Below are 17411 nucleotides of genomic sequence, written 5' to 3'. Positions count from 1 at the left end.
AAATTTCACTTCAAAATTTTTACAAATCGCGGCGTGAAATTTTTGCGAAATTTCTGCGCGAGCGGGCAGAATTCCAAAGCACGAGCAAAATTTAAAGCAGGGGGGCGATTAAATTTCAAAATAATTTAAACCTAGATGAAATTTGAGCGGAATTTCGGTAAAATTACGTTCAAAATACGCTAAATAGGGGGAAACTATGAAAAAAGAGGAAAAAGAGAGCGCCGTAAGATTTAGCATTTCGCTGCCGACGAAGCTTTTTGAGGATCTCGATGAGATGGTGCGCGCCAAGCAATACCTAAGCCGCAGCGAGTTTATCCGCGATCTGATCCGCGAAAAGATGGTCGAGGGCGTGCTTCACGGAGATAGCGACGAGGACTGCGTGGGCGTGCTTTGCATCGCGTATGATCATCACCAAAGCGATCTGATCGAGCAGCTCGTAGAGATCGAGCACCACGCAAACGTCACCATCATCAGTACCAGCCACTTCCACATCGACGAGCGCCACTGCTTCGAGGAGATCACGATGCGGGATAAAATTTCAAAGATCGAGCAGCTCAGCGCCAAAATCGGCGCGCTAAAAGGGGTGAAATTTTCCAAGCTCGTAAATGCGGTCATCACCGAGGCGTAGGGCTTTTACGCATTTTTAAAAACAGCGCGTCGCGCTAAATTTTCGCGTTTCTATTCGTGCGCTTCTAAATTTAAACGCAGGCTGCGCGACTTTTGCGAGTTGCGAAGAACAATTTTGCGGTCGCGTAGTAAAATTTAAAATTTAAACGTAGCGTCTGCGTTAGGCGGCAGCAAAGTTTGTTTAAATTTAGCCGCGGCGAGCGCTAGCGTGAAATTTAGAAATTTTAATCAAAAGCGCTCTTGCCGCGGGTTGAAATTTACGCACTGGCGCAAGATCGGCGCAGCTCGCGACTAAATTTTATAAGGGTCGCGCTTTAGTGCCGTATTTGTAAAGCCGAGCTAGCGCAAAATCGATATGAAAACGGCCGCCACGTTGATATTCACCACGCCGTAGAGCACGCGCGAGATTGTAGAGCGCCGGTAAAATCAGCTCGCAAGCCCTGAATTTCGCGCTTCTATCTACGGCGACTTTTTATTGTTTTGAGCCGCTGCAAAGCCGCGCAAGCCCTAAATTTACGCCGTGCGACTTGCAGTCTACGAGCAGACGATTAAATTTAAAGCAGCGTCTTTGCTCGCTAGCTTTAAATTTTGCGTTGAGTCTTTGTAAACAACGCATAAAATTTAGATAAAACTAAAGCGCGTAAATTTCAAGCCTCATTAAATTTCATAAAATTTTGCACTTCGATATAAAATTTATCAAATTTACGCAGCTTAAAGCAAAAACGTGGTATTTTACGCGCAAAATTTATTTTCCAAGGATAAAAAATGTGTAAAGATTGCGGCTGTTCAGTAGGCCATACTCACGAGGCGGGTGCTCATTCGCACGAGCATCTCCACACCCACGCGGACGGCACCGTCCACTCCCACGCTCATATGCACGAGGCGGGGATCGATCACGAGCACGACGCGCACGATCACGTCCACGCAAATGTCGCTATTAGCGACGCCAAGACGATCGAGGTGATGAGTAAAATTTTAAGCGCCAACGACGAGGAGGCCGCTCACAACAGAGCTCATTTTGACGAGGATAAAATTTTATGCTTAAATTTGATGTCGAGCCCCGGTAGCGGCAAGACTACGCTACTTGAGGCCACTATCAAAAGCGGCAAATTTAAAATCGGCGTCATCGAGGGCGACCTGGAGACCAACCGCGACGCCGATCGCATCATAAAAGCGGGCGCACAGGCCCATCAGATTAGCACCGGCGAGACCTGCCATCTGGATGCCTTTATGGTTCACGAGGGTCTTCATCATATCGATACTAAAAATTTGGATCTGGTTTTCATAGAAAACGTCGGAAACCTCGTCTGCCCGGCGGCATTTGACGTGGGTGCGCACCTGAACGTGGTGCTTCTAAGCGTACCCGAGGGCAGCGATAAAATCGCAAAATACCCCGTGATATTTCGTCGCGCAGACTGCGTCGTAATCACTAAAACCGCGCTGTTACCGCATTTTGACTTCGATATGGAGGAGGTAGTGCGCGAAGTGCACAAACTCAATCCGAAAGCCGACGTCATCGCGCTTGATAGTAAAAGCGGCGAGGGCGTGGAGAAATGGCTGAAATTCCTACAATACAAGAAGGAATTTCGTTAATGTGTCTTTCAATCCCTTCAAAAATCATCTCGATTGACGAAAATAATTTCGCGACCGTGGAGACTCTGGGCGTGCGCCGCGGCGTGAGCTTGGATCTGCTTCCCGAGCCAGCGACGGTAGGGGAGTACGTGCTGATCCACGTGGGCTTTGCGATGGAGAAGATCGATACGCAGCGAGCGAAGGAGAGTATCGAAATTTACGAGCAGATCGCAAAGCAGATGAGGGCGGAAGAGGGCTTGGTGTATGAAAGCATGGAGCCGAAAACCGGCGCAGAAAACTAAAACGCTTGCAAACCCGTAAAATTTAAGGTAAATAATGGATCTAATCAAGGATTTTAGGGATAAGGAGCTGATTTTAGCGATTAGCAAGCTGATAATTTCCAAAAGCAAAAAGCCGCTAAACATCATGGAGATTTGCGGCGGACACACGCACTCGATCATGAAATTCGGCCTTCCGAGCCTGGTCGGCAAAAATATCAAATTTATCCACGGCCCCGGCTGTCCGGTGTGCGTGATGCCGCGCAGTCGCATTGACGAGGCGATCAAGCTCGCCGCGATACCGCAGAGTATTTTTTGCACTCTAGCAGACATGCTGCGTGTGCCCGGCTCTCGCACGAGCTTGCAGAAGCTGCGCAGCGAGGGGCACGACATCAGGGCGCTTTATAGCCCGCTTGATTGCATAAAGATCGCGCAGGAAAATCCGCAAAAAACGGTGATATTTTTTGCGATCGGCTTTGAGACGACAACGCCGATGAGCGCCGTACTGATCGATAAGGCGCTAAGCTTGGGGCTAAAAAATCTCTTTTTTCACATCAACCACGTTACGGTGCCAGCGCCCGTGCGAGCGATCTTAGACGACGCGGACGTGCAGATAGACGCGTTTTTAGGGCCTAGCCACGTAAGCGTGATCACCGGCGCGAAGGTCTACGAAAGCATAGCGCGCGATTACAAAAAGCCGATCGCCGTAAGCGGATTTGAGCCGCTTGACATAATGGCGGGCGTGTTAAATTTGGTGGAGCAGCAAAACGCCGGCACCTACGAGGTTTTCAACGAATACGAGCGCGTCGTAAAAGAGGGCGGCAACCAAAAAGCGCAAGATTTGATAGATAAATATTTTGAAATTTGCGATTTTCCGTGGCGAGGGCTCGGCGAAATTCCAAAAAGCGGCATGAAGTTGCGCCCGCAGTACGCGGCGCTGGATGCCAGGGTACAGTTTGATTGCAGCGTACAGAGCGCGCCCGAGAGCAAGGCCTGTATCTGCGGCGAAATTTTACGCGGCAAAAAAAGCCCCTATGATTGCAAGGTCTTCGGCAAGAACTGCACGCCGCAAAACCCGATAGGATCGTGTATGGTCTCAAGCGAAGGCGCATGCGCAGCGTATTTCAAATACGGCAACGTCAAAAACGCGGGTTAAATTTTGCGCGCGGTATCCGGCTAGTGGAGCGTAAATTTTAAAAATAAGTCGTACTTTAAAATTTTAATCGAAGCGGAATCGTTGCGCTAAATTTGCTTTGAAATTTTGCGCGGCGCCGTAGCGGCACGGCTTGTTCGGCTGCGGAATACGGGCTTATAAATTTAAAACCGAGTGAAAAGGAAAAATTTGAACGAAACTATACTTTTAAGCCACGGCGGCGGCGGCGAGGAGATGAATAGGCTCATCAACGAGACGATCTTTGCGGCGTTTGACAATGAAATTTTACGCGCAAACAACGACAGCGCGATACTAAATTTAAATTTAGACGATTTAAATTTAGACGCCGGGGCGGGTTTTGATCGCGCGGCGAACTCCGCTTTGAATTCTACGAACCTCGGCGGCGAGCTAGCTTTCAGCACTGATAGTTTCGTGGTCACGCCGCTGTTTTTTAACGGCGGCGACATCGGCAAGATCGCCGTTTGCGGCACCATCAACGACCTTGCGATGGTAGGCGCCAAGCCGCTGTTTTTAAGCTGCGCGCTCATCATCGAGGAGGGGCTTAGCCTAGGCGAGCTGCGACGCATCCTGGACTCGATGGCAAGCACCGCGCGAAGTTGCGGCGTTCGCATCGTTTGCGGCGACACAAAGGTCGTGCCGCGCGGCAAATGCGATAAAATTTTCATAAACACTAGCGGCATCGGTCGTGTTTTGCGACCTGCGCGCGTGCAAAACATCAAAGCGGGCGCAAAAATCCTCCTTAGCGGCGATATCGGGCGGCACGGAGCGGTGATACTCGCGGCGCGCGACGAGATCGCGCTAAGCAGCGAGCTACAAAGCGACTGCAAACCGCTTTGCGCTGCGGTAGAAAAGCTGATCTTGCAAGGCGTGAAGATCCAAGCGATGCGAGATGCGACGCGCGGCGGACTTAGCGCGGTTTTAAACGAATTCGCAAGCTCCAGCGGGCTTGAATTTTTAGTGCGCGAAGAGGATATCAAAATCAGCGACGAAGTGGTGGGCGTGTGTGAGCTGCTGGGCTTCGAGCCGTACGAGCTTGCAAACGAAGGCACGTTCGTAGCGGTCGTAGAAGATGATGCCGAGGCGGATAGGGCGCTTGAGATACTGCGCGAATTTGACTCAAATGCCGCAATCATCGGCGAGGTACGCGAAGTAGGGCACGGCGGAGGCAATTTTGAGGGTACTTTGACACCAAAGCTTAGCGTGCAGGACGAATTTACGGGTGCGAGCGACGCGGGCGCAGTATCAGAAAATAGGGCGGGGCAATTTAAAGCTCCGTATGCGGCAAAAGGGCGAGTGATTTTGCAAAACGCCTATGGCTCGCAGCGATTCTTGGAACTTCCAAAGGGCGAGCTACTGCCGAGGATTTGTTAAATTTTCGTGCAAATTCGGCAAATTTAAGCCTAAATTTCAGAGCACGTTTTAAATTTACAACAAAATTTCGTATAGAATACGGCGCGGCCGTAAAATTTTAGAGGTAAAAATGCATGAACTATCGATCGTAGCGGATCTTGTGGCGCTATGCGAAAAGGCGCTAAACGCCGAAATAGCAAAGAAAAAAGGCGCGGCCGAGCAGGGCGATAAAAATCGCTGTGATATTGCCGATACCGCTAGAAATACAGACTCTGCAAATACCGACATAATAGACACCAAGAATGCCGAAAATAGGGGCATTGCGAATATGGACTCGAACGACAAAAACGGCGATTGTGCTGAAAACTTGAATACGAATCCGCAGGCGCCTTGTGATACACCTAGCGCAAAAAGTCCGCAGTTAAGGGAACTGCACGTAAAAATAGGGCGGCTAAGCGGCGTGGAAGCGCATTATTTGCAAAACTGCTATGAAGTCTTTCGCGCAGGCACCGTCTGCGAAAATGCAGATCTCATTATCCACACCCAAGAAATCGTCGTAAAATGCAAAAACTGCGGTTTTAGCGGAGATTTGGCACAGAACGACTTTTCTTGCCCGCGCTGCAAAAGCTCCGAAATCAGCGTAATCGACGGCGAAGATATGTATCTAATGCGCCTGGTTATTGAATAGAAGAGAGCCTTTTCTGGGCGCAAAACTTTCCATATTTTGAATCTAACTCCTTGCTATAAGCAAAATTTCATTTCCGCCTAATTTAGATATTTACCTCTATTTCATTCTTGCAATAATACCATCCATTATCCTGCTGATTTCATTTGAAATCACAAAATTATGAAATGTAAAAATTCTTCTAATAAAAACCATTAATAAAAACAACAAATGCGTTAAAAATACATGAAATTATTCATATAATTATACGTGAATTTCGTATTAGATTTTTACTTGAAAATTATAGTTTTCAATATAAAATACCTAGAATTATAGTGTTTTTGCTCCAAAAAATTGAAAAATGATGAACTACTGATATATATTTTCATATTAATGATTTCTATGTAGTAAACGATTTATAAAAATGATTTTTTGATTTTATTAATTTTGCATCATTTCCATAAATTTTATGAACGTATTTATTTAAATTATAATAAGCTTATTGTATCGCCCTATTTCGTATCTAAATTTGCAACATTAAATTCAATATAAATCATGCTTATATTTTGCATTAATTTAATATTGTAGTAGTATTGACAATGATTATCTCATCTGATATAATAACGCGAAAATTTTATCAGATTTTAGGAGTTAAATTTTGAAAGTTTTTACTCTCTCTCTCTCTCTCTGAAGCTGCAGCCGCCCTACTTTTATTGAGCGCCGCAAATCCAGCCATAGCCGACGAACAAACTAAACAAAGCGTAAATCTCGGCGAAGTAGAAGTTACCGCAAACAAAATAAGTGAAAATTTAAAGGATGTGCCACAAAGTATCAGCGTCGTAAGCGATACTGAGCTACAAGAACGAGAAGTCAAAAACGTCGAGGAGCTGGTAAAAACTATGCCAAACATTACCGGTGTGGGCGGGATGTACGAGGGCATCAGTACTAGAGGACTCAATCCTTCGATATATACGAGTTCTAACCCCGTCACGGTCTATGTCGGCGGCGTAGCGCAAAGTAACAAAGACGCAGCCTATATCCCCGTTACAAATATTGATCACGTCGAGGTTTTGCGAGGTCCTAGCAGTGCGATCTACGGCAAAGACTCAATCGGCGGCATCATTAATATCGTTTTAAAAGAACCGACTAACGAGTGGAGCGGCAGCGTCGGCGCCGAATACGGCTCGCACAAATACATGCTAGGTCTTTTTGAAACCAGCGGCGCGCTGATTGATGATAAACTATTTTTAGGCTTAAACGGCTCGGCGTCCAAAGAGGACGGCTGGATCATCAACGATCTAAACGGCGATAAAGCCAACGACAAGAAAAATTACAATTTCGGACTAAATTTAAAGATAGTGCCGACCGATCGTTTTACGATTAAAATTTACGGCGATCTTTTTCACCGCCAGGACGACTCGCTCGACGAGCTTTTTATCCCAAAATCGAGATTTGGCAATATCTCAAAAAGCGAAGCCAAGCATATAAACTTAGAAACTCCCGCCCGCGTAAAGCAAACCTCTAGCTCGGGAGCGTTAGATCTAAAATATGAATTTGACAAATTTGACGCGACCTCGGCTACGACCTTTCGTAGAGCCAAAAAAGACGGGCTTTACGACGAGGATTTCGGTAGTAAAATAACCTATCTCGACCCCGATCACTACGGGCTAATTACATTTTTAAATTCTAAAAATGATACCTTCTCCGAGGAACTTAGATTTAGTAGCGTAGGCGAGCAAAGCTTCAAATGGGTTGGTGGACTTTATTACGAAAACGAAAAGCAAGTCTTCGGCCCGATCGGCGACCAATACGGCGACGGCGGTAGGACGATAGTCGAGGATTGGCCTTCGGTCAATCGCGCGCAGACAGCATCGGTATTCGGTCAGATCATCTATCCGATCACGAGCAAATTTGATGCTACGCTTGGCGGCAGGTATCAGCAGATCAGAAAACACACAAAGGTCGATTACTTTTCATACGAGCTGGGACACAATCCCGGTGCGCCCGCGTTTTCGATGGACGAAAAAGCGACATTTAGGACGTTTTTGCCAAAAATCGCACTTGGATACGATATCACCGACGAGCTAAATATTTACGCGATGTATTCAAAGGGCTATCTAGCCGGCGGCTTTAATTTCTACACCACTGGCGGCAGCAGGGAGGATAATAAATTTGACGCACAGACGAGCGATGACTACGAGATCGGTGTAAAGGGTTCGTATGAGAGCTTTAGATTTTCTACCGCGCTATTTTATATGGACATCAAGGGCACGCATATATTTTATACCGACCCCAATAACCCCAACATCTACTCGACCGCAAACGCTGATAAATCAAAATCTATGGGCGTGGAATTTGAAGGCGTCGCAAAAGCAAGCAAAGAGCTTGATATAAATTTAGCCGCGAGTCTGCTAAAGACCAAATACGGAGATTACATCAACAAAGACGGCACGAACAATAAAGGCAATAAAATCGAGAAAAACCCCGAGTATAAGCTCTCTTTGGGCGCGTCATACTACGCTCCGATGGGAATTTATACAAGACTGGACGGAAATATGATAGGCAAGACCTACTTCGATGCTCAAAATAAGCTAGCCCAAAAGAGCTATTTTACGGCGGATGCAAAAGTAGGCTATCTAAAAGATGGCTTTGACGTGTATTTTTACGTCAAAAATTTGACCGACAAAGAGTACTTCTCGCACATACGCGACAGAGCGAGTAATGTCTTGATCACCTATGGCAAAGGCAGAACGCTCGGCGTCGGCGTAAGATATAGTTTTTAAATTTAGTAAATTTTACTAAAAGAAAGGATGAAAAATGAGGAAAAGTTTAGCTGTATTGGCAGTTTTAGGTGCATTTAGCGTAGCTGGCGCGCATGATTTTTGGCTTGCGGGTCAAAATGACGACAAACTGAGGGTTCAGATCGGATTTGGAGATGGATTTGCCACGTGCGAGCCGATCGATAAGCAGAGGGAGAATAATTTTGAAATCCCCGTAGTCATAGATAAAAACGGCAAAAAAATCGAGCTAAAGCGCACGAGCGAAAACTATAAATTTGAGGGCGAAAAGCAGCCGGAAGGCGTCTATATCATTACCGGGCAATATAAACCGACCTTTTGGACCGAGGATAAAAGCGGCAAATGGCATATGGGCGGCACGAAAGATACGATTAAAGACGCTAAATTTTGCCGTCGCGCCACTATGCTCGCAAAGGGCGTAATCAACACACAAGCAGGCGATCTCATAACTAAGCCCGTGGGCGAGCGACTCGAGCTCGTACCTTTAGAAAATCCGGTAAATTTCAAAGCCAATAAGCCGTTTAAAATTAAAGTGCTATTTGAAGGCAAGCCGCTTGCAAATGCCGCGGTTGAAGGTGCGCCGGATGGATTTCTGGAAGATATGAGCGCATTTTATGGTATGACCGACGATAAGGGCGAAATCGAGGTAATGGCGCTAAAGCCGGGTCCTTGGATACTAAAAGCAAGAAATAAACTCGCATTTTCGGATCCAAAGAAATGCGACGAAGAGACGATCATCGCGTCCTTTGCTTTTGAGGTAAAATAGTTTAATTTTACTCTAAATTTTACCCCGGCTTTTAAATTTAAAAGCCGGATTACGCTATGTGAGAACTTTCGCGAACTTTGTAGTTGCCGCGCGTAGGTTGCGCTTTTAACTCGTCGCGATTTACGCATTGTACTACGACAATCTTTCCTGGCAAAATTTCAATTTTAGCTTGAATACTCGCTTTTTCATAAATGCGCACATATTTTTAAAATTCAGCTTCTAGTGCCCATTTGCCTGAAACAATCCTCGTTCAAAACCAAAAGATTAAATTTAATTCAAATTTTGCTCTATTCAAAATTCCACTCGCGCCCTAAAATTTATCTAAATTTCAAACCATGCAAGTATAATCCGCCATAGATTTTAAAATTCCAAAGGCACAACTTTATGAACCCTAAAATTTTAAACGCCATAAAATTTCGCGGCATAACCTCTAGCGTTTTGGCAATCTGCACTTATCTGATCATTTGGGTTTGTTGCGAGTTTTGGCATGACGTTGAAATAAGCAAATTTTTAGGCGTTGCCGCCGTAATTGTTGCCATAATTTTCGCTTCGATGATTTTTAAACTCTCGGCAACCAAAATGATCTCGGATATCTCCGCTAGCAAGGTATTTAGGGCGTATTTGATTAACTTTATCGCCCGAGTGCTTTGGGCTATCGTATTTATTTCACTTTTACCACATTCTATGAATAATAATATTGTGAGCTTGGAGACTCTAGATATACCTTACACGAGCGAGGCGGTTCTTTCGTGGAGGCATTCTATTGCATTTTAGCGGCTATGGCCATAGGACTTAATCACTCTATAGAGATTAAAGAGACGCAATTTGTTACCATTTGGTATGTAACGATTACAGCGTTTAAGATTGTCAGCACCATAGCCCCGGCAATAGTATATTGCTACTTAGGAGAAGCCACTAAGAGTAAAATTTTTTATGCTTACGCGTGGTTATATTTTATATCTTTAGTACTTGTAGAAATCATCAATTCGTTTATTAAACTGCCGGAAATGAGTAGTGCAACTGCAGCGTACATGGTACTCGCGATAATCCTTTTATCTGAAATTTTAGAAATTATCGCTTGGATTAGGGTTAAAGGGATTTCGGGTGCGGAGCTTTGGAATAAAAGCTTATGGACGACGCCTACAAAATAAATCATAAAATCCAATCTAAAATTACGTGCGAGCCGATTAAAATTTCACAAATTTGCTTCACAAATTCCATATCGCACCGCGAAATTCTGCATGAAATTTATATGTACGATGTAAATTTTTCAAATTCGCCCTACTTTAAAATTTCATCTTTTACCTAAAATTTATCATTAAAAATCTATAATATTTCAAAGTATATTTTCTAAACGTAACCGCCTAAAAAGCGCGCAAAATAGGGCGTATTAAGAAGTATATAATCTAAATTAAAGGGAAAAACATGAGTAAGCCTCACTCTTTCGCGCTAGCTCTTGCGCTGTGCGCGAGTTCGCTTTTTGCAGACCGCGTCGTAACCGATCAACTAGGTCGCGACGTTACGCTACCCGACGAGATTAAGCGCATAGTCGTGCTTCAGCACCAAAGCCTAAACGCGCTCAACGAGCTAAACGCGCTGGATAAGGTCGTCGGCGTGCAGGAGTCGTGGGAAAAGTCGCTCGGCAAAAACTACGTCCGTCTAGCGCCGAGCCTAAAAGATATGCCCACACCGGGCGATCTGAAGGTCATCAACTACGAAGCGGTGCTTAAGCTAAAGCCCGACGTCGTGATCGTCACGAACTACATCCCGCAAGAGCACATCGACAAAATGACGGAGCTCAAAATCCCAGTCGTCGCCGTTAGCTTTCAGCGCAGCGACGCCGCCGATAAGGGCAAGCTAAATCCGACCTTCAAAGACGACGAAGCGGCCTACACCGAGGGCTTTTACGACGGGATCGAGCTTCTTGGCAAGGTCGCAAACCGCGAAAAAGAGGCCGCCGAGCTCATAAGCTTCGTCAAAACCTCGCAAGAGCAGCTAAAGGCTAAATTTAGCGACTTCATCGTGGATAAAAGTCCTAAAATTTACATGGCAAATCCGGACCTCACGACCTACGGTAGCGGCAAATACACGGGCATAATGTTTATGCGCGCAGGCGCGCAAAACGTCGCGGCAGAGAGCATCAAGGGCTACAAACAGGTATCTGCAGAGCAAGTTTTAGCGTGGGCGCCGCAGATGATCTTCGTGCAGGATCGCTACCCGCAGGTACCCGCCGAGCTCAAATCCAACCCGCAGCTTGCAAATTTAAGCGCAGCTAAAGAGGATAAAATTTACATGATGCCCGAATATGTCAAAGCGTGGGCTATCCGACTGCCGAAGCCATGGCGCTTGGCGAGTGGTGGCTAGCGATGAAGCTCTATCCGAAGTACTTTGACGAGGCAGAGTTTGACAAAAAAGTGGAGGAATTTTATCAAAAATTCTACCGCACGAGCTATAAATGAAATTTTCCGCCCTACTGCTGCTCTGGGTCCTGCTATTTGCGGTATCGCTGGGCATCGGGCAGTATCCGGTTAGCCTAGAGGAGACGGGCAAAAATTTTTACTAGCAAAATTCTGCGTAAAATCACAAAATTCCGCCTTGCAAAAGTATCTGAAATCCCTCACGACAAAATCAAATTTATATAAAAATTTATCTGGATTTTATGCCGATCGGCTATAATTCCGCTATTCTAACCCCGCATATTTTGCGGAATTTTCAAGGAGAAAAAATGCTTAAACTTCACTCAATCCTTCTTGGTGCAGCGCTTTGCGCTAGCCTGGCTTTTGCAGATCGCACGATTACCGATCAGCTCGGTCGCAAGGTCACAATCCCGGATCAAGTAAATCGTATCGTCGTGCTACACCACGAAGCACTCAATGTCTTAAACGAAATCAACGCCCAAGATAAGGTCGTAGGCATCCTAAAAAGCTGGGAGCAGCGCCTAGGCAAAGAGTATAATCGTTTGGCACCGAGTTTTAAAAACCTACCTAATCCAGGCGATATCAAAGATGTCAATTACGAAGCTCTGCTTAGTCTAAAGCCCGATGCGGTCGTAGTGGTCAACTACTTCCCTAAAGAATATATCGCTAAAATGGAGGAGTTGAAAATCCCAGTCGTAGGTATTTCATTTTTCAGCTCTGCACAAGAGGAAAAAGCTAAGCTAAATCCGACCTTTAAAGATGAGCGCGATAGCTTCGCTGCTTACGATGAGGGCTTTTACGAGGGGGTTAAAATTCTAGGCGAACTAAGCAATCACGAAAAGGATGCCGCTGAACTAATAGATTTCGTTAAAAAATCGCAAGCTGATTTAAATGCCAAATTTAGTAATTTTATCGTAGATAAAAGACCTAGAGTTTATATGGCAAATCCCGATCTTACGACCTACGGTAGCGGCAAATATACTGGCGTAATGTTAGCAAGAGCGGGTGCGACGAACGTTGCCGCTGCAGATATAAAGGGCTACAAACAGGTTTCGCCGGAGCAAATTTTAGCATGGAATCCGCAGATTATCTTAGTGCAAAACCGCTATCCTCAAGTACCTGCCGAGCTTAAAGCAAACCCTGCGCTAAAAGGTCTTAGCGCCGTGAAAGAGGATAGAATTTATCTAATGCCCGAATTCGTTAAAGCATGGGGTCATCCGACTGCCGAAGCAATGGCGCTTGGTGAGGAATGGCTTGCGATGAAACTTTATCCGCAAAATTTTAAGGACGCAAACTTTGATAAAAAAGTAGAGGAATTCTACGAGAAATTTTACCGCGTCAAATATCAAAAATAATGCTGAACCTAATCCTGCTTCTTTTTTGGGTAGTGCTGGCGCTAATCTCGCTCGCTAGCGGGCAGTTTCATATCCCGCTAGAAGAAATTTTTAAAATTCTCTTTAGCGGAGGCGGCGATGAAGCCGCCAAAAGTGTGATGATGGATGTTAGAATTCCGCGCATTCTACTCTCCAGCCTTTGCGGTGGAGCGCTTGCTATCGCGGGTTTGAGCTTGCAGGCGGTATTTAAAAACCCACTCGTTGGCCCACACATCGTAGGCGTTAGCACCGCAGCGGCATTCGGCGGCGCGCTTTGTATCTTGCTAGGATTGAGCGGCTTATGGCTTGCGGGGTTTGCATTTTGCTTCGGACTTGCGGCGCTATTTTTGCTCTATCTTTTGGCAAAATTCGTAGCACGCGCAGATATTTTCTCGCTCATTTTAGCAGGTATAGTCATTAACGGCGTATTTGCTGCACTTACGAGCTTAGTGCAGTATCTAGCAGACGATGAGGAAGTGCTGCCTAATATCGTCTTTTGGCTACTAGGAAGCTTCGTAAGCGCAGGATACGATAAGGTAATTTTGATGTGCGCGATCGCCCTGCCCGCTTCTGCAGTATTAATCGCGCTGAGATGGCGGTTTAATCTACTCAGCCTAAATGATGATGATTTGCGCGTGCTAGGCGTGGATGTTAAATTTCTGCGCTGCACGATCCTAGCGCTTTGCACCGCTCTGATCGCCGTACAAGTTAGCGTCAGCGGAAATATCGGCTGGGTAGGTCTTGTAGTGCCGCACGCCACCAGGCTCATCGCGGGCAGCGACCACGTGAAGCTAATGCCTGCCTGCTTCATCGCAGGAGCGATCTTTATGCTGGCAATCGACGATCTATCTCGCTCGCTAAGTAGCGCCGAAATTCCTTTAGGAATTCTATCTGCTCTCATCGGAAGCCCGATCTTTGCCCTACTTCTAAAAAGGAGCGCCAAAAATGCAAAATCTAATTGAGGTAAAAAACGCTGGCTTTTACTACGAGGCGGAAAAATTCTGCTTTCGCAACTTAAGCTTCAAGCTTGCCAGCTCTCAAACATTAGCGATTTTGGGCTTAAACGGGCAAGGCAAAAGCACGCTAATGTCGTGTATGATGGGGATTTTACAGCCTAAAGAAGGCGAGATCGTGCGCAAGGCAAAATTTGCTTTCTTGCCGCAGAGCTTTAACGTCGCGTTTGATTACAGCGTACTTGACATCGTACTAATGGGGCGGGTACGCGAGATCTCGCTCTTTTCAAAACCGGGCAAAAAGGATATTCAAATCTGCCTTGACGCTCTGGAAACGCTAGGCGTCGCCCATCTGCAAAAGCGCAGCTTTAACGCCCTTAGCGGCGGGCAGAGGCAGCTCGTGCTCTTTGCTAGAGCTCTAGCTAGCGGCAGCGACGTGCTGTTTTTGGACGAGCCTGCCAGCGCGCTTGATATCAAAAACCAAGACCGCGTGCTAAGCCTCATCGCAAATTTGCGCTCAAATAGCGATGCGAGCATAGTTTTCACCACTCACCAGCCTAACCACGCCCTCGCAGTCGCCGATCGCACACTGATCTTGCGAAATGATCTTAGCTACAACTACGGCGCGAGCAACGAAATTTTAACCGAAGCTGCGCTTAGCTCGCTCTATGGCGTACAGATCAAAACGGCGGAATTTGACGTTGCGGGCGAGCAAATCCCCAGCATCACGCAAATTTTCAGCGCGCAGGTAAGGTAGCGCCAAAGCGGCGGTATAAATCGGCGCGAAATTTTAAATCGCGAGATTTTATCTTGAGCGAAATTTAAATCGCAGAATTTTGCCTTGAAATTTTATCTTCGAATTCTGATTAAAATTTTATATCGAGATTTTGTCTTAGAATTCCGGTCTAAATTCCATAGTGAAATTTTACCTAGAAATTCCGATCAGAAATCTCATAGCGGAATTTTCTGTGGCTTGCCGGTTTTCTAAGCGTGCAACGAAAGCATGCCGCGCTTGAGATTTAGAATTTCATAGCAGAATTCTGCCCCGCAAATACATAGGTGAAATTCCGTTTTAAATCCCGCGGCGAAATTTTATTCTCGCTCTGGTAGGATTCCTGAAATTCCGCAGTCTGCAAACTTGACCGCGACGAAATTTTGAAATTTTAAATTTAGCTATTTAATTCCTGCTTTACATCGATTTATGTATACTTCGGGATAAATTTTTAAAGAGGCTTATTATGCAAGATCTCGTATCTCAGGCAAGAAAAGAGGGAATGATCAGCACCGGCATCGATCTGTTTTTAGCGGCAGTGCCTGCGACTTTAGTTGCGCTAGATATTGCTACTGGCGGCATGCTAGGGCTTAGCACCAACAAGACGGCTACCTATATCACTGGCGGAATTATTTTTGCTCTTTTATGTGTTTCGGTATTTTTCAGGCTAAAAGCGCTCCGCAAAATTTCAATGCTTAGCGGCATAAAAGCGGCGGCGCTTTACCGCAACTGCGTAATTGTCTGCATCTGTGCCATTGCCATAACAAGCATCTTTTTATCGATTCCTTTATCGATCTCACACAAGCATTTAGCAATGATATTGTGCATTTTGATAGCGTTTGCAGGCGCAATTTACATAGCCGTAGCGTGGTTTTGCATAAATTTTGCTCTAGCGCGCGTAAGCGGCGTGAGGATCTTTGAGACATATGTGTGGCTCTGCGTCATCCTTTTTCCATTAAATGCACTATACCATTTGATATTCCCCATAACCCTCATAATAACTAGCATCGTGCATCTGCTAGCCTGGAGCAAGATAGAAAAGATAAGCGTAAACGTTTAGAATTTCACAAATATCTTGTCGCGATAGAATTTCGATCTTGTCGGTTTAATTTATATTTTATGCTTGTTTATATATACTTCGGGTCAAATTTTTAAAAAGGGTTTATATATGCAATTCATTGTATCTCAGGCAAGAAAAGAGGGGATGATCAGCACCGGCATCGATCTATTTTTAGCGGCGCTACCTGCGGTTTTTATCGTGGTAGGATATGTCTCTTACAGCGAGCCATGGCGCCTTGATGACGAGATGACAAATTATATCGCTAGCGGAATTTTGATTGCTTTTATTTGTGTTTCGGCATTTTTCAGATTGCAGGCACTCCGAAAAATTTCAGCGCTTAGCGGCATAAAAGTGGCGACGCTTTATCGCAACTGCATAATAATCTGCGTCTGCTTTTTTGCGCTAGCACTTGTGCTCAATTACCTTTATCCGAGGGAGCCTGACGCAGACGGCGGGCAGAGCGATAATCCATTTGCGGCGATATTTGGACTAGCGCTTTTCGTAGGCGTTATTTACATAATCGTCGCATGGTTTCGCATAAATTTCTCTTTGGCGCGCGTAAGCGGCGTGGGTACCTTTCGGACTTATGTGTGGCTCTGCGTGGGACTTTTTGTGCTAAATATACTATGCAACGCAGCAATTATTGCTATAGCCATTTCCGAGCCACGGACCGAGCAGGTCTCGGCTTTGGCTATTGCCGTCGTAATGCTTAAACTGCTCCTGCCGTTCATCGCTCTTGTGATAACTAGCATCGTGCACCTACTAGCCTGGAGCAAGATAGAAAAGATAAGCGCGGAGGTTTGAAATTTCGCAAACCTCTTGTCACGATAAAATTTCGCTCTTTTCGGTTTGATTAGCGTTTTACATCTGCTTTTTGCATATTGAAATAAATTTTTAAAAGGAGTTATACGACGTGCAAGACACCGTATCTCAGGTAAGAAAAGATGGGATGATTAGCACCGGCATCGATCTGTTTTTGGCGGCGGTGCTCACGGTTTTTAAGGTGGTAGGTCTTGTTCCGGGCGGCATGTTCGTGATCGCGAGCGGAATTTTTATCGCTCTTATCTGCTCCTCGGTGATTTATAGGCTAAGAGCGCTCCGCAAAATTTCAATGCTTAGCGGCATAAAAGCGGCGGCGCTTTACCGCAACTGCGTAATTCTCTGCATATGCTTCGTGGCGCTTTTATTATTTTATCCGGCAGGTTGCTACAGAGAAGTAACGATAAAAGAGATGATAGAAGAAACTATATGGAATTTAGCGGTGCCCGCAGCCGCAATCTACATAATCGTAGCGTGGCTTCGCATAAATTTCTCTTTGGCGCGCATAAGCGGCGTGATGACCTTTCGGATCTATGTGTGGCTCTGCGCCTTCTTTTTCGCGTTAAATTGGCTATGTGGCGCAGGACCCTTCGGTTTGGCTACCTCCAAGCCGCAAATTGGCGATTCCGATGCGGTTTTAATTATCGCGTCATTGAAGGAATTTTTGCCGTTTGTCGCTCTTATAATAACCAGCATCGTGCACCTACTAGCCTGGAGCAAGATAGAAAAGCTCGCCTAAGCCGAAGCGCTTTCGTTTTGCGGCGACCGCGTGCTTTTGCAAGTCTAAA

At 45.6% G+C, this 17411-nt stretch carries 18 protein-coding genes; all 18 read left to right on the top strand.

The window, feature by feature from the left end:
- The first annotated feature begins 196 nt into the window (after positions 1–196).
- The 18 genes from nikR to QZ367_RS02955 all read left to right on the top strand — a co-directional run bounded on the left by nikR (position 197) and on the right by QZ367_RS02955 (position 17362).
- Entirely contained in the window at positions 197–628 is a 432-nt protein-coding gene (nikR, locus tag QZ367_RS03040) for a nickel-responsive transcriptional regulator NikR (protein WP_291937189.1), read from the top strand.
- 764 nt (positions 629–1392) lie between these two features.
- Positions 1393–2220, top strand: coding sequence for a hydrogenase nickel incorporation protein HypB (gene hypB, locus QZ367_RS03035; protein ID WP_291937186.1), 828 nt, complete (start codon positions 1393–1395; stop codon positions 2218–2220).
- A complete protein-coding gene (locus tag QZ367_RS03030) occupies positions 2220–2501 on the top strand; it encodes a HypC/HybG/HupF family hydrogenase formation chaperone (protein WP_291937183.1) in 282 nt (93 codons plus the stop codon). Before hypB ends, QZ367_RS03030 begins: the two co-directional genes overlap by 1 nt.
- 34 nt (positions 2502–2535) lie before the next feature.
- Positions 2536–3633 carry a hydrogenase formation protein HypD gene (gene hypD / locus QZ367_RS03025; protein WP_291937180.1) on the top strand — a complete coding sequence of 366 codons (1098 nt, stop codon included), beginning with the start codon at positions 2536–2538 and terminating at the stop codon, positions 3631–3633.
- 186 nt (positions 3634–3819) lie between these two features.
- On the top strand, positions 3820–5022 hold the full coding sequence (gene hypE / locus QZ367_RS03020) for a hydrogenase expression/formation protein HypE (protein ID WP_291937176.1): 1203 nt from the start codon (positions 3820–3822) through the stop codon (positions 5020–5022).
- A 109-nt stretch (positions 5023–5131) separates the two neighbouring features.
- Entirely contained in the window at positions 5132–5689 is a 558-nt protein-coding gene (locus tag QZ367_RS03015) for a hydrogenase maturation nickel metallochaperone HypA (protein ID WP_291937173.1), read from the top strand.
- A gap of 689 nt (positions 5690–6378) precedes the next feature.
- Positions 6379–8448, top strand: a complete 2070-nt coding sequence (locus QZ367_RS03010; RefSeq protein ID WP_291937171.1) for a TonB-dependent receptor — start codon at positions 6379–6381, stop codon at positions 8446–8448.
- A gap of 34 nt (positions 8449–8482) precedes the next feature.
- The gene (locus tag QZ367_RS03005; protein ID WP_005870462.1) at positions 8483–9229 is read left to right on the top strand and encodes a DUF4198 domain-containing protein; all 747 of its coding nucleotides are present in this window, start codon (positions 8483–8485) and stop codon (positions 9227–9229) included.
- 384 nt (positions 9230–9613) lie between these two features.
- A complete protein-coding gene (locus QZ367_RS03000; RefSeq protein ID WP_291937165.1) occupies positions 9614–10003 on the top strand; it encodes a hypothetical protein in 390 nt (129 codons plus the stop codon).
- Positions 9979–10380: a hypothetical protein gene (locus QZ367_RS02995; RefSeq protein ID WP_291937163.1), complete on the top strand. Its 402-nt coding sequence runs from the start codon at positions 9979–9981 to the stop codon at positions 10378–10380. Before QZ367_RS03000 ends, QZ367_RS02995 begins: the two co-directional genes overlap by 25 nt.
- The gene (locus QZ367_RS02990) at positions 10359–10538 is read left to right on the top strand and encodes a hypothetical protein (protein WP_291937161.1); all 180 of its coding nucleotides are present in this window, start codon (positions 10359–10361) and stop codon (positions 10536–10538) included. The genes QZ367_RS02995 and QZ367_RS02990 overlap by 22 nt, the downstream gene beginning before the upstream one ends.
- Before the next feature lie 116 nt (positions 10539–10654).
- Positions 10655–11593, top strand: coding sequence for an ABC transporter substrate-binding protein (locus tag QZ367_RS02985; protein ID WP_291937159.1), 939 nt, complete (start codon positions 10655–10657; stop codon positions 11591–11593).
- A 361-nt stretch (positions 11594–11954) separates the two neighbouring features.
- The gene (locus tag QZ367_RS02980) at positions 11955–13001 is read left to right on the top strand and encodes an ABC transporter substrate-binding protein (protein WP_177388356.1); all 1047 of its coding nucleotides are present in this window, start codon (positions 11955–11957) and stop codon (positions 12999–13001) included.
- Entirely contained in the window at positions 13001–13981 is a 981-nt protein-coding gene (locus QZ367_RS02975; protein ID WP_291937156.1) for an iron ABC transporter permease, read from the top strand. Before QZ367_RS02980 ends, QZ367_RS02975 begins: the two co-directional genes overlap by 1 nt.
- A complete protein-coding gene (locus QZ367_RS02970; RefSeq protein WP_291937153.1) occupies positions 13965–14729 on the top strand; it encodes an ABC transporter ATP-binding protein in 765 nt (254 codons plus the stop codon). The genes QZ367_RS02975 and QZ367_RS02970 overlap by 17 nt, the downstream gene beginning before the upstream one ends.
- A 481-nt stretch (positions 14730–15210) precedes the next feature.
- The gene (locus QZ367_RS02965; protein ID WP_291937151.1) at positions 15211–15804 is read left to right on the top strand and encodes a hypothetical protein; all 594 of its coding nucleotides are present in this window, start codon (positions 15211–15213) and stop codon (positions 15802–15804) included.
- Between the two features lie 108 nt (positions 15805–15912).
- The gene (locus QZ367_RS02960; RefSeq protein ID WP_291937148.1) at positions 15913–16608 is read left to right on the top strand and encodes a hypothetical protein; all 696 of its coding nucleotides are present in this window, start codon (positions 15913–15915) and stop codon (positions 16606–16608) included.
- A 109-nt stretch (positions 16609–16717) separates the two neighbouring features.
- On the top strand, positions 16718–17362 hold the full coding sequence (locus tag QZ367_RS02955) for a hypothetical protein (RefSeq protein ID WP_291937146.1): 645 nt from the start codon (positions 16718–16720) through the stop codon (positions 17360–17362).
- Positions 17363–17411 lie beyond the last annotated feature (49 nt).

The organism is Campylobacter sp. (assembly GCF_019423325.1).
Taxonomy (GTDB): Bacteria; Campylobacterota; Campylobacteria; order Campylobacterales; family Campylobacteraceae; genus Campylobacter_B.
The sequence above is the reverse complement of the archived record's forward strand: the minus strand, read 5'-3'. Positions and strand labels throughout refer to the sequence as shown.